This is a genomic window from Streptomyces sp. NPDC001108 (genome assembly GCF_053598535.1).
Genome location: NZ_JBSFKL010000023.1, coordinates 23,982 through 36,746, shown reverse-complemented (window position 1 = coordinate 36,746; position 12,765 = coordinate 23,982). Strand labels below are relative to the sequence as shown.

Genomic DNA, 12,765 nt, shown 5'->3' with positions numbered 1-12,765 from the left:
TGCTTCCGGTGCGCGGCGGTTGTCGCGGCGGCCCGCCGCGGTGACGATGGGGGTGCACGATTCCCCTGGACCGGAGGGTGAGTTGAAGGACCCCTGGGTGGCGCTGGCCGCCGGCGTGGACCCCGGCGAGCGGATCGGCCAACTGCGCCGCGCGCACGAGGCGTTCACCACGGCCGGTCGACTGGAGGGACCGGTGCGGCCGGTCGTCGGTGAGTCCTGGCGGCGCTCGGCCAGGGCCCGGGTCGGTCCGGACCGCGCGCCCCTGGTCGAGCTGGGCCCGGAGGACCTGGGCCCGTACCGGGACGGGCATCCACTGGCCCCCGTCATGCCGCTGATCCGCGAGCTGGTGGGGGCGTACGCAGCCGACGGGGAGCATTTGCTCGCGGTCTGCGACGCGCACGGCAGGCTGCTCTGGGTCGAGGGCCCCGCAGGACCCCGTCGGGCCGCCGGCCGGATGAACTTCGTGGAGGGTGCCCGCTGGGCCGAGTCGGTGGCCGGGACCAATGCCCCGGGGACGGCGCTGGCCGTGGACCGGCCGGTTCAGGTCTTCGCCGCCGAGCACTACCTGCGCCCGGTGCAGCGGTGGACGTGCGCGGCGGCCCCGCTGCACGACCCGCACACCGGCCGGGTCCTGGGCGCGGTGGACATCACCGGCGGGGACGGGCTCGCCCACCCGCACAGCCTGGCGTTCGTCCAGGCGGTGGCGCGCGCCGCCGAGAGCCAGCTCGCGCTGCTGGCCCCGGCGCCGGAAGCCCGGGTACGGCTCAGCGCGCTGGGCCGGGACGAGGCCCTGCTGGTGGCGGGTGACCGCCGGTTGCGGCTCAGCCGACGGCACAGCGAGATCCTGGTGACGCTCGCCCGCCGCCCCGAGGGCCTGGGCGGCGACGGACTCCTCGTCGAGCTGTACGAGAACGAGTCGGTCACTCCGGTGACCCTGCGCGCCGAGCTTTCCCGGCTGCGGCGGCTGCTGGGGCGGGACCTCCTGCTCTCCCGCCCGTACCGGCTGGCGGCCCCGGTCGACGCGGACTTCGACACGGTGGCGCGCAGGCTGGCGTCGGGGGCGGTGGCCGCGGCGATGAACGCGTACTCCGGGCCGCTGCTCCCGGCCTCGCAGTCGCCGTCCGTCATCCGCCTGCGGCGTCGGCTCGACGACCAGCTGCGGGCCGCGCTGATCGCCCGGGGCGACCCGGGGCTCCTGGCCGACTGGGCGTACAGCCCCTGGGGCGAGAACGACCTCCCGGTCTGGCGGGCGCTCGCCTCGGCCGCCCCGCCCGCCCAGCGCCCGGCCCTGCTCGCCAGGGCCCACGCCCTGGAGGCCGAACAGCGCTGATCCCCGGGCGCGGCGCAACGGGGTTGCAACGTACGGCCTCCTAGGCTCGCGCCGAGGGCCGCCCAACGGCGGGCGGCACCGGATTCGGGAGGCCACAGAGATGACCCGTTACGTCGCGCCGGGTGCCGAGGGCGCCATCGTCTCGTACGAGTCCCGCTACGACCACTGGATCGGCGGCGCGTACGTGGCGCCCGTCCGGGGCCAGTACTTCGAGAACCCGAGCCCGGTCAACGGCCGTCCCTTCACCGAGATCGCCCGCGGAACGGCCGAGGACGTCGAGCTGGCCCTCGACGCGGCCCACGCCGCGGCACCCGCCTGGGGCGCCACCTCGGCGGCCGACCGCGCGCTGGTCCTCAACCGGATCGCCGACCGGATGGAGGCGCGTCTGGAGGAGCTGGCGGTCGCCGAGACCTGGGACAACGGAAAGCCGGTGCGTGAGACGCTGGCCGCTGACATCCCGCTGGCCATCGACCACTTCCGGTACTTCGCCGGTGCGCTGCGTGCCCAGGAGGGCACCCTCAGCGAGATCGACGCCGACACGGTCGCGTACCACTTCCATGAGCCGCTCGGCGTGGTCGCCCAGATCATCCCGTGGAACTTCCCGATCCTGATGGCGACGTGGAAGCTGGCCCCGGCGCTCGCGGCGGGCAACGCGGTGGTCCTGAAGCCGGCCGAGCAGACCCCGGCCTCCATCCACGTATGGCTGAAGCTGGTGGCCGACCTGCTGCCGCCCGGCGTCGTGAACATCGTGAACGGCTTCGGCGCGGAGGCGGGCAAGCCCCTCGCCTCCAGTCCGCGCGTCGCGAAGATCGCCTTCACCGGTGAGACCACGACGGGCCGGCTGATCATGCAGTACGCCTCCGAGAACATCAAGCCGGTGACGCTGGAGCTCGGCGGCAAGTCGCCCAACATCTTCTTCGACGACGTGTGGAACGCCGACGACGACTTCCGGGACAAGGCCCTCGAAGGCTTCACCATGTTCGCCCTCAACCAGGGTGAGGTCTGCACCTGCCCCTCGCGCGCGCTGATCCAGCGCGGGCTGTACGGCGAGTTCCTGGAGGCGGGCATCGCCCGCACCGAGAAGATCGCGCTGGGGCACCCGCTGGACACCGACACGATGGTCGGCGCCCAGGCCTCCAACGACCAGCTCCAGAAGATCCTCTCGTACCTGGACATCGGTGTACGGGAGGGCGCCAAGATCCTCACGGGCGGGGAGCGGATCGAGTACGACGGGGAGCTGGCGGGCGGGTACTACGTCCGGCCCACGGTCTTCGAGGGGGACAACCGGATGCGGGTCTTCCAGGAGGAGATCTTCGGCCCGGTCGTCGCGGTCACGTCCTTCTCCGACTTCGACGACGCGATCAGGACCGCCAACGACACGCTGTACGGTCTGGGTGCCGGCGTCTGGACCCGGGACACCAACACCGCGTACCGGGCGGGCCGCGCCATCCAGGCGGGCCGTGTCTGGACCAACTGCTACCACGCGTACCCGGCGCACGCGGCCTTCGGCGGCTACAAGCAGTCCGGGATCGGCCGGGAGAACCACCGGATGATGCTGGAGCACTACCAGCAGACGAAGAATCTGCTGGTGAGCTACTCGCCGAAGAAGCTCGGCTTCTTCTAGCGGCACGAAAGAAGGCGCCTGACCCGGGGTTTTCCCCGGGTCAGGCGCCTCTTTGGAGCACTCGAGCCTTCCCGTGGGAGAGGTGTCGAAATACCCCCTTCTTCCATTTCATCCCACCGGTATCCCAGTCCTGACCAGCAGTTCCGGGCCATACACGCCAGGTTGCGGCTCAGCCCTTGGCGCTGCTGTCTTCGCTGCGTCGGCTCCACTCCTGCATCGACTCCTCGATGAGCCGGTTGGAACGCTCCTGAAGATCGTCCAGAAACTTGGGGTAGTACTGGAAGAGCACTTGGATGCTCTGGTCGGCCCAGCGCGCATATTCGGCAAAATCCTCGCCGGAGTGCAGCCAGAACGAGATCCCTGCGTGCCAGAGGTCGTAAGGTCTCTTGGCGAGGAGCGGGGGGCGGGCGGCATCGGCGGATCCGCGTGATCGATATCCCCAGCACCTTGTCCATCTGGGAGTCGATGGAGGTCCGGCCGGTGTTGTCCAGCGGCTGCGACGACGCCTGGTCTGCGTCCCACAGGTCGTCGCGCAGCGACTGGGCGGCCGCGTGCGCACCGTTCGTGTTCCCCGAGCATGCGTCCTTGAGCGAGGTCGAAACAATGATCTGCAGCGCGGAGACCTTGGCAGGCGGGAACTTCTTCACCGCCTCGCCCGGAGCCCATCCGGACGGCGGAGGTGTTGTTCTCTTCCGGCGCCGGGCCGCTGTGCGGCTGGCCATGGACCCAGAGCAGCAGGCCCGTGGTCGCGACGGCGAGAAGTCCGAAGCCGGCCAGCGCGACACGCTCCTTGCGCGGGTAACCGGTGGCGTGTTCGGCATGGGCCGCCTCGTCGGGCTCGGTCACGTCCGGGCGCGTCACTGTCAGGTAGGTCACCGTCGCCAGGATGAGACCGAGGAAGATCAGGCTGGTGGTGAAGGTGCCCAGCACGAGACCTTTCGGCTCGCCCGTCTGAGCGATCTCCGGGGGACGCGAGCCAGTCGCCGACACTGGCGCCCAGCGGGCGGGTCAGGATGCAGGCGAGCCAGAAGGACAGCACCGGGTTGGCGTCGGACTTTCACAGCCGCGTGATCGCCGCCATGTGGCCGAGCAGCAGCACCGAGGCGCCCGGGCTCCAGCTGGTCAGCTCGAGGGTCCAACGGGCAGTCCGTAATACGAACACGTTCGTTACGATCAGGTTTATGACTGCGAGAAGAGAGCCGACCAGCCGCCGGGAGCGTCCGGCGAAGCCCTCCCTGTCCCGGCGCTGGATTGTGGACACCGCCGTGCGGATCATGCGGGCGGAGGGGCTGGGGAAGGTCACGATGCGCCGTCTGGCGCAGGAGCTGGATACCGGCCCGGCGTCTCTGTACGTCTACATCGCCAACACCGCCGAGCTGCACGCGGCCGTTCTGGACTCTCTGCTCGGCGAGGTAGACCTGACCGGTCGGGACGGCGGTGAGAGCTGGCGTGAGCAGCTCCGTGCCGTCATGACGTCGTACACCCGGGTGCTGTTCGAGTACCCGCAGCTGGCGCGGGCGGCGCTCGTCGCCCGCCCGAGCGGCGAGAACTACCTGCGCCTGGTGGAGCGCATTCTCGATCTCCTTTCGCAAAGCGGCGCCGGTCGTGAGCAGGTCGCCTGGGGGATGGACAAGCTGCTCCAGGACGCGACGGCCACTGCTGCCGAGCACTCGACGCGGGAGCATGATCCCGCCTCTGAGGACGACTGGAACGCTACGGTGCGTGCGCTGCACGCCGTGGACGGCGCCGAGCGTCCGGCGATCGCGGCACACATGCCCGCGCTGATCGGCGGCTCGGTGCCGGACAGGATCCGCTGGAGCTTCGACGTCCTCATCAACGGCATCGTGCACACGCCCGTTCCGGGCGCAGAGGGCTGAGTTCCGGGCGGGCTCGCTCGCCCTGCCGACGGCTGACTTGGTTGGACGCAGTCTTCCCGCCGCCTCCCGCCATGGCTGTACCGAACTTGTTCGTACCGAACTTGTTCGTAACGAACATGTTCGGTACGGTTTCTGTGTGGCCGGGTCATTGCTCGCCGATCACGCGTACGCCGGCTTTCTCCAGAACTGGGCGGCGTCGGCGGGACCAGCTCGGCGGACAGAGGTGTTCCCTACTGCTTTCGGAGGCCCCATGAGCACCAGCCACTTCCCGATCGCAATCGTCGGCGCGGGCCTTGGCGGCCTGATGGCCGCCCGTGTCCTGCACGTCAACGGCATCGAGTCGGCGATCTTCGAGCTGGAGGCGTCGGCGGCGGCCCGTACGCAGGGCGGGATGCTCGACATCCACGAGAACAACGGGCAGAAGGCCCTGCACGCCGCCGACCTCCACAACGACTTCCTCAAGATCGTCCATGAGGGCGGTCAGGCCATGCGCCTGCTCGGCTCCGACGGCACGGTGCACGTGGCAGCGGAGGACGACGGCACCGGCGGCCGGCCGGAGGTGGACCGCGGCGACCTGCGGGACCTGCTGCTGGGCTCCCTGCCCGATGGCACCATCCACTGGGGACGGAAAGTCACCGGGGCCCGGGCGCTGGGCGACGGGCGTCACGAGGTGACGTTGGCCGACGGCTCGGCCATCACCACCGATCTCCTGATCGGCGCGGACGGCGCCTGGTCCCGGATCCGTCCGCTGGTCTCGAACGCCTCGCCCGTCTACACCGGCATCTCCTTCGTCGAGACCGACCTGTTCGACGCCGACACCCGCCACCCGCGCAGTGCCGCGGTGATCGGCGGCGGGTTCTTCATCGCCCTGGGGGGAGAACGCGGCGTCCTCGCGCACCGGGAAAGTGACGGCAGTCTCCACGTCTACACGGCACTCAAGGCCGACGAGGGCTGGCTGGACACGGTCGACTTCACCGACCACGCAGCCGCCAAGGCGGCGGTCCTCGCCCACTTCGAGGGCTGGGACGAGGACCTGCGCGGCCTGGTCGCCGACGCGGAGACGATCACCCCGCGCCGTATCCACGCCCTGCCCGTGGGGCACCGCTGGGACCGCGTCCCGGGCGTGACGCTGCTCGGTGACGCCGCCCACGTGATGTCCCCCTTCGCCGGGGAGGGCGCCAACCTCGCCATGTTCGACGGCGCCGAACTCGCCCTGGCCATCGCCGCCCACCCCGGCGACACCGAAGCCGCCCTGACCGCGTACGAGGAGGCCCTCTTCCCGCGCAGCGAGGCGACCGCCGCCGAGTCCGCCGCCAACCTGGACACGATGTTCGGCGAGCGGGGCCTGGAGCAGATGGTCGCGTTCTTCACCTCCGGCACGGCAGCCCGGTAAGGCCCGCCCCGACGGCCACCACCCCCTCAAGTCACCGAACCCACCCGCCTCAGCCAATCCGGGAAGAACAATGACGTCACACCATCGGCGCACCATCCCGCTACGGCCCGGCCTGGACCTCGAAGTGCGCAAGGCCGGCACGGGCAGCAGCCCGGTCCTCGTCCTGCACGGCGGCTCCGGCCCCTCCAGCGTCGCGCCCCTGATCGACCACCTCGCCTCGGATCACAGGGTGGTGGCGCCCACCCACCCGGGCTGGGACGCCACCCCGCGGCCCGACAACCTGGACTCCGTGCCCGCACTCGCCGCTGCCTACCTGGATCTGCTCGGCCACCTCGGGCTGGACAACGTGACGGTGATCGGCACGTCCTTCGGCGGCTGGGTCGCCGCCCAGGCCGTCCCAAACGACCGCGAGGGCCGGATCTCCCGACTCGTCCTCATGGACGCCATCGGCCCCGTCATACCCGGCCAGCAGATCACCGTGCCCGCCGGTCCACCGGCTGCGGCGCCGCAGGGCGGACCGCTCGCACAGGCGATGGCCGCCATGCGCGCCTACGCCGGGCCGACCATGGCAGACGTCGGCATGCTGCCCCGCCTTTCCACCGTCACCTGCCCGGTCCTGGTGATCTGTGGCGCCGACGACGCAGTCGTCACCCCCGACTTCGGCCGTGCCTACACCGCGGCGTTCCCCCACGCGCGATTCGAACTCATCCCCGGCGCGGGACACCTGCCCATCCGCGAGAAACCCGAGACGGTCTTCACTCATCTCGACTCCTTCCTCACCAGTAGTGCTTCGTTGGGTTCTGCGTCTGCTGCGGTTGCGGGGCAGGGGCGGTTGCAGGTGGTGCAGGTGCCGGTCCAGCCCTTCAGTAGATCCTGGAGGACGTCCAGGGTCTGATAAGAGTGCATCTGATCCAGGCAGTTGGCGTTCTGGGATGTTCTTATGACTGGAGGCCGGCGCCGTCGTTGCCCGGGGTATGAGTACTCGGCGTGCGTATCGCAGTGACGTCTCCGGTGCCCACTGGGCATTGATCGAACCGACGTTCGCTGCTTGGCAGGCCGCACGGTCGGGGCCCGGGACCGCGGCGAGAGTGCAGATCCGAGGGAGTACCTGCCACACGACTTCCGCCGTTTAAGACCGTCTACGACTACTTCGCCAAGTGGGAGGCGGACGGGACCACCGAGCAGGTTCATGACCTGTTGCGGGACAGGACCCGGCGGGTGAACGCCCGGAGCGGGGCCCTGTCTGCGGATGCCGGCAAGGAGATCAAAGGTCGGAAGCGTCACCTGATCACCGACGCCCTCGGGCTGGTGCGGACGCCGACGCCGATCGCCGCGCCCGCCGCGTGACGGGACCAGGGCGCCGAACTGCCGCGTCCGTGTCAACGGCGTCGCGTTGGACGGGTGATACGTAACGGCGAGCCCGCCGGTCTTGAGGCCGTGGACCAGTCCCGGGCGCGGGTCCGGCGCGCCTTCCGTCACGCTCGCGGTGGACGCGGCCCGAACATCCCGAGACGGCAGGGCCGATCAGTTCCGGCGGGTGGAAAGCGGCCCCGGAAGAGGATGGCAAGTACATGCCTCCGGCCGTACCGCCCGCGTGCGCACAGAAGGTGGAGAACTCGGGAGGGGTGGCCGAGGCGGCGGGGCCGGGCCGGAGTTCGGCGCGCCTCGTCCGGGCAACGTGAACGGCCACTCGGCGCCGCTCCGAATCGTTCCGCAGCCATGGCTTTCCTTGCCCGGCCGACTGGCCCCGGAATCAGTGCGGCAGGTGCGGCACACGCCCGTAGGGCACGGTAAACCTATGCGTCAGCAGGACTTCACCCGCCACGGGGATTGAACTCGACGCCCGCCGACTCCCCCGTGGAACCTGTGCCTGCACAAATGCCCACCGCTTTACTTTGAGTTCTATCCGGAACGGATGATGCGGCCAATCGGAGGGCGCCGGAGGAGGCTTCCCACGTCTTTCCCGAGCAGCACTCGGCAATGCCACGGGAAAGGCCGAATCCATGACTTCCCACGGTTCCGCTTCGGCATTGGTCCGGGATTCGTCACCCGTCATCGACTTACGGTCCTTACCTCCGTTCCACGGGACGGCCCGACGGGGCGGGGCAGCAGCACATCCACCCGACCGGACGCGGTCGCACCGGTCAGGACCTGATGTTCGTCGAACATGCGCCGGGTTCTTGTGCGGGCCATCTGTCCCCGAACGGACTTCTTGACCGGTCGTTCGCGAGGTTCTACCGTGCGTTCCGGAACGCTTGCACGGAAGCCTTGTCCTATCGGATGGCTTTCAGCCGGGAGGCCCTTCTCATGCGTGTGTTCGTCGCGGATACATCGGGTTCGCATGTGCTGCCTTGGCCACACAGTCATCCGATTTCGGCCACCGCCCGACGGAACCGGCCCGCCCGTTCCGCACCACCCATCACCAGGGCGCCCCGGTGACCGAAAGCTGTCCGGGGAGCGAGAGATCCGGACAACTTAGGTGTGAAGCAGAGGAATTCGCTCCTCATTGATCACACTGGCCAGGGGAGCGCCCCGCCCATTCGGCGGGTAGGAGCCCGACGTCGGCGCGATTCGTGCGCCATTCCGCCGGTACCGCGTTCACGGCAGAATCGGCCCGAGCTCGACCGCGACATCACGCACGTCACGTTCGAAAGGCATACGCACTCGGTATGACGTACATCATGGAAGAGCAGCAGCGGTACCCGTCGACGTCGGAGCTGAAGCTCGAAGCCTTCGGAGTGATGAGGGCCCGGCACGGTGCCGAGCCGGTCCACCTCGGTCCGCCCCGGCACCGGGCGGTCCTCGGGCTGCTGCTGCTCCGGCCCGGCCGGATCGTCCCCGCCGACCAGCTCATCGACGAGCTGTGGGCGGGCCGCCCGCCCCGGCGACCGCACGCCACCCTCCAGACGTACCTGTCCCACCTCCGCCGCGCATTGGAGCCCGGCCGAGGTGCGGACAGGGCAGCCGCTCCCCTGCACTACCGGGCCCCCGGGTACGTCCTCGGCCTGGAGCGGGACGCGATCGATGTCCACAGGTTCGACCGTATGGTGACAGAGGGTCAGCATCGGCTCTCCGAAGGGGACTTCACGACCGCGCGTGCCCTACTGGGGGACGCCCTGGAGTTGTGGCGGGCCGACCCGTTCCTGGACCTGACCGCCTACGCGCCGTTGGAGGAGGAGAGCGCGCGACTACGGCAGTTGCGGACCGCCGCCGTGGCGGCCCGCTCCGACGCACTGCTCGCCCTCGGGGAGACCGCCGACGCCGTCGCGGCGCTACGCCCCGAGGTGGCCCGCCACCCCACCGACGAGCACATGGTCGCCGGCCTGATGACCGGTCTGTACCGCCTCGGCCGGCAGGACGAGGCCCTGCGCCTCCACGACCGGACCCGCGCCCATCTTGCGGAGGAGCTCGGCGTCGGCCCCGGCGAGGAACTGCGCCGGGTCCATCTGGCCGTGCTTCGCCACGAGATCGGTCCGAGCGCCGCTCGAAGCACTGTTCCGAGCGCCGCTTCGAGTACCGGGAAACACAGCTTCCCCGACGGGCCCGGGCCGCACGGGAGCCGTCACCGGGAGGCCGGGGAGGTACGGCCGGGCGGCTCCCCGGTCCCGGCCCCGCCGCTCCAGGGGCGCGAGCACGCCCTCGCGGCCCTGCGGTCGTACCTCGGCTCCGCCCTGCGGGGCAGCGGCCGTCTCACCGCCGTCGTCGGGGAGGCCGGGGTCGGCAAGACCGAGCTGCTGGCCCGGGCCGTCGCCGGACCGGAACCCCTGCCAGGGAACCCGCAGGTGATCCGCTTCGACTGCCGGAGCGCGGAGGGAATGCCGCCCGGCTGGGTGTGGCAGCAGGTCCTGCGCCGTCTCGACGCACCGCATTCCCCCAATGCCAGGGCCATGACAACGCTGTCGGAACGGGACGACTGGCCCGCCGGAGCCACCGACCCCGGTACGCGGCTGCGCTTCCTGGCCAACGACGCGTTCTGCGAGGCGGTTCTCGACCGTACCGACGGCACCCCCCTACTGCTCGTGCTGGAGGACGTGGACCGTGCCGACCGGCTCACCCTGGACGTACTGGGCATGCTCGCCGCCCGTACCCATGGCCGCCCGCTGGGCCTCGTCATCACCGTCCGCGAGCCGGGGCTGGGCGCCGGGCCCGAGCGCGGTGGGGCACTGGAGACGCTCCTCGCAGACTCCCGCACCGAGGTCGTCCATCTCGGCACCCTCTCCGCGGAGCAGGTGGACGCGCTGATCGCGGGCCGGGCCGGGCCGGAGGTGAACAGGGCCGTCGCACGGACGCTGTACGAGCGCAGCGGCGGCAACCCGTATCTGCTCGGGCAGTTGCTGGCCCAGGCGGGAGACGTCCGGCAGCTGACCGCCCGGCCCGCCGAGGACGCCGCCCTCGCCGTGGTCCCGGCGGGCGTCCGTACCATGCTGCACCACCGCTTCGCCGGACTGCCGCCGCACACCCTGCGGGCGCTGCGAGCCTGCGCCGTGCTGGGCAGCGCCGCGGAGCGGCGGATACTGACGGAACTGCTGGGCGGTACGGAGGTCCACCGCGCCGTGGAAGAGGCGCTGCGGACCGGTCTGCTGCGGCAGGCTCCCGACTCCCCCCACCGGCTCGCCTTCCGGCACGGACTCGTACGCGAGGTGCTGCTGGCGGAGATGTGCTCCCAGGAACGCGCCGACCTGCACGCCCGCGCCCTCGACGTCCTCGACGCGCGCCGCACCGACGCCCCCGAGGCGATCCGGGAACGGGCCCGTCACGCCTGGCAGGCGACGCTGACGCTGCCCGCAGAGAAGGCGCTGCCCCATCTGATGCGGGGCGGCGACCAGGCGGCGGCCGAAGGGAGTTACGCCATGGCCGAGGAGTGGTACGGACGGGTCGGCGCCCTGGTGTCCACCCTGCCGTCGCCCACCGGAACGGCGGTCCAGAACACCCTTGACCTGGACAGGAGGCTCCTGCACCTCACCAGCGTCACGCGCGGGTACGCCGACCTCACGGTGCAGTCCGAGGCACGCCGTCTGCTGAAACTGTCCGATGCGCGGGCCGACGCGGCGGAGCAGTCGGTGCTGCTGTTCAGCCACTGCATCACCCAGCTCGTCGTCGGCCACAACCGGGAGGGCGCCCGGTCCGTCCAGCGGCTCCTGGTCCTCGCGGAGCAGTCCGGCGCCCCGAAGGCACGGCTCTGCGCGTTCCTGGCCCGCGGGATCCAGCTGCTGTCCAGCGACGCGAACGGTGCCCTGACCGCGCTGACCGAGGCGGCGCGCATCGCCGAGGGCCTCCCCTCCGCCGACCGCGTCGGGCTGACCCGTGTCCTCCACCACGACCTGCGGCACATCGCGATGAACCACCGTGCCCTCGCCCTGAGCCTCCTCGGCGCCGACGACGAGGCGCTGCGGGTGTGCGAGAACCTGCTCCCGGTGACCGGCCAGGACGGTACGCCGGTGGACCGGGCGAGCGCCCACTACTTCCACGCGCTGGTGGCCGCGTTGGCCGGGGACCCCCAGACGGCCGCGTCGTCCAGCGGCCGGGGGCTCGACGTCGCCGCCGCCCACGGACTGACGTACTGGTCCGGCCTGCTCCGGGTCTGCCGTAGCTGGGCGCAGCAGCAGCTGGCGGAACCGGGCGCGCTCGACGCGCTGGAGTCCGCGGTGGCGGAGCTGCGTGAACGCCGCGTGCTGATCCGGCTGCCCCTGCACCTCGGGCTGCTGGCGGAGGCCCAGTACAGCGCCGGGGGCATCAGGACCGCGCAGGAGACACTGCGCCGGGCGGGACGGGAGATCAGGTCCCGTGGGGAACGGACCTACGCCAGCCCCACCCTGTCGTTCAACGGGCTGCTGCCGCAGCAGCGGCCCTATCTGTCCGTGCCGAAGTAGCGGTCCCCGAAGTCGCCGATGCCGGGCAGCATCCACGCGCTCTCGTTCAGCCGCTCCTCGATCGCGGAGGTCACGATCCGGATGCGTGGATGCCGCTCGCACACGGCGGCGATGCCCTCGGGGACGGTGATGAAGTTGACGAAGACCACCTTCTCCTCGGGCACCCCGAGGTCCCCCAGTACCTGGAGCGCCGAGAGCGCGGTACCGCCCGTCGCCATGACCGGGTCGAGCAGCAGGACGTGCCGCTCGGCGATGTCGGAGGGCAGGGAGGTGTAGTAGAGGTGGGGCCGTTTGGTCGTCTCGTCCCGCTGGATGAGGATCTTCCCGATCCTGACCCCCGGGCAGACGGCCCGCAGTTCGCCCTCCATGCTCTCCCCGGCGCGCAGGACGGTCACGCCGCACAGCCCGGAGGCGAAGCGCAGCCCCTGGTACGCCTCCCCGGTCGGGGTGCGGACCTCGTGCGGTGCAAAGGGCAGCAGGCCGAGTCCGGCCTCGATCAGCAGGCGGATGATCCGGCGGGAGTGGTGGACGAACTCCTCCCGGCCGGCGTCCCGGTCGCGGATCACGGTGTGCAGGGCGCGCAGCTGTCCGGTCTGGGGCAGCAGGCGGACGCTCGTGCCGAGGTACTTCTCGATCGACGGGGTGGTCGGCGCGGTCATGGACGTATGTCT

At 70.9% G+C, this 12,765-nt stretch carries 9 protein-coding genes; 7 read left to right on the top strand and 2 right to left on the bottom strand.

Annotated elements, in window-relative coordinates:
* Positions 1-46 precede the first annotated feature (46 nt).
* On the top strand, positions 47-1,330 hold the full coding sequence (locus ACWC97_RS31595; RefSeq protein WP_450653038.1) for a GAF domain-containing protein: 1,284 nt from the start codon (positions 47-49) through the stop codon (positions 1,328-1,330).
* 100 nt (positions 1,331-1,430) lie between these two features.
* Positions 1,431-2,954 carry an acetaldehyde dehydrogenase ExaC gene (gene exaC, locus ACWC97_RS31590; RefSeq protein ID WP_450653036.1) on the top strand — a complete coding sequence of 508 codons (1,524 nt, stop codon included), beginning with the start codon at positions 1,431-1,433 and terminating at the stop codon, positions 2,952-2,954.
* A 643-nt stretch (positions 2,955-3,597) separates the two neighbouring features.
* Here exaC and ACWC97_RS31585 read toward each other — a convergent pair.
* Entirely contained in the window at positions 3,598-3,993 is a 396-nt protein-coding gene (locus tag ACWC97_RS31585; protein ID WP_450653034.1) for a hypothetical protein, read from the bottom strand.
* A 142-nt stretch (positions 3,994-4,135) separates the two neighbouring features.
* Here ACWC97_RS31585 and ACWC97_RS31580 point away from each other — a divergent pair, with 142 nt between their 5' ends.
* The 5 genes from ACWC97_RS31580 to ACWC97_RS31560 all read left to right on the top strand — a co-directional run bounded on the left by ACWC97_RS31580 (position 4,136) and on the right by ACWC97_RS31560 (position 12,094).
* Positions 4,136-4,831: a TetR/AcrR family transcriptional regulator gene (locus ACWC97_RS31580; RefSeq protein ID WP_450653032.1), complete on the top strand. Its 696-nt coding sequence runs from the start codon at positions 4,136-4,138 to the stop codon at positions 4,829-4,831.
* A gap of 250 nt (positions 4,832-5,081) precedes the next feature.
* The gene (locus ACWC97_RS31575; RefSeq protein ID WP_450653030.1) at positions 5,082-6,224 is read left to right on the top strand and encodes an FAD-dependent oxidoreductase; all 1,143 of its coding nucleotides are present in this window, start codon (positions 5,082-5,084) and stop codon (positions 6,222-6,224) included.
* 70 nt (positions 6,225-6,294) lie between these two features.
* Positions 6,295-7,119 (top strand): alpha/beta fold hydrolase, encoded by an 825-nt coding sequence (locus ACWC97_RS31570; protein ID WP_450653028.1) that lies wholly within the window; start codon positions 6,295-6,297, stop codon positions 7,117-7,119.
* 323 nt (positions 7,120-7,442) lie between these two features.
* The gene (locus ACWC97_RS31565; protein WP_450653026.1) at positions 7,443-7,571 is read left to right on the top strand and encodes a hypothetical protein; all 129 of its coding nucleotides are present in this window, start codon (positions 7,443-7,445) and stop codon (positions 7,569-7,571) included.
* A gap of 1,322 nt (positions 7,572-8,893) precedes the next feature.
* Positions 8,894-12,094 (top strand): BTAD domain-containing putative transcriptional regulator, encoded by a 3,201-nt coding sequence (locus ACWC97_RS31560; RefSeq protein ID WP_450653024.1) that lies wholly within the window; start codon positions 8,894-8,896, stop codon positions 12,092-12,094.
* On the opposite strand, the gene upp is transcribed toward ACWC97_RS31560, so the two are convergent.
* Positions 12,073-12,753, bottom strand: coding sequence for a uracil phosphoribosyltransferase (upp, locus tag ACWC97_RS31555; RefSeq protein WP_450653022.1), 681 nt, complete (start codon positions 12,751-12,753; stop codon positions 12,073-12,075). The genes ACWC97_RS31560 and upp overlap by 22 nt on opposite strands.
* Positions 12,754-12,765: the final 12 nt, after the last annotated feature.

Excerpts from the sequence above, each read along its gene's own strand:
- ACWC97_RS31595 (WP_450653038.1), top strand. The coding sequence starts at position 47 with ATGGGGGTGCACGATTCCCCTGGACCGGAGGGTGAGTTGAAGGACCCC.
- exaC (WP_450653036.1), top strand. The coding sequence starts at position 1,431 with ATGACCCGTTACGTCGCGCCGGGTGCCGAGGGCGCCATCGTCTCGTAC.
- ACWC97_RS31580 (WP_450653032.1), top strand. The coding sequence starts at position 4,136 with ATGACTGCGAGAAGAGAGCCGACCAGCCGCCGGGAGCGTCCGGCGAAG.
- ACWC97_RS31575 (WP_450653030.1), top strand. The coding sequence starts at position 5,082 with ATGAGCACCAGCCACTTCCCGATCGCAATCGTCGGCGCGGGCCTTGGC.
- ACWC97_RS31570 (WP_450653028.1), top strand. The coding sequence starts at position 6,295 with ATGACGTCACACCATCGGCGCACCATCCCGCTACGGCCCGGCCTGGAC.
- ACWC97_RS31560 (WP_450653024.1), top strand. The coding sequence starts at position 8,894 with ATGACGTACATCATGGAAGAGCAGCAGCGGTACCCGTCGACGTCGGAG.
- upp (WP_450653022.1), bottom strand. The coding sequence starts at position 12,753 with ATGACCGCGCCGACCACCCCGTCGATCGAGAAGTACCTCGGCACGAGC.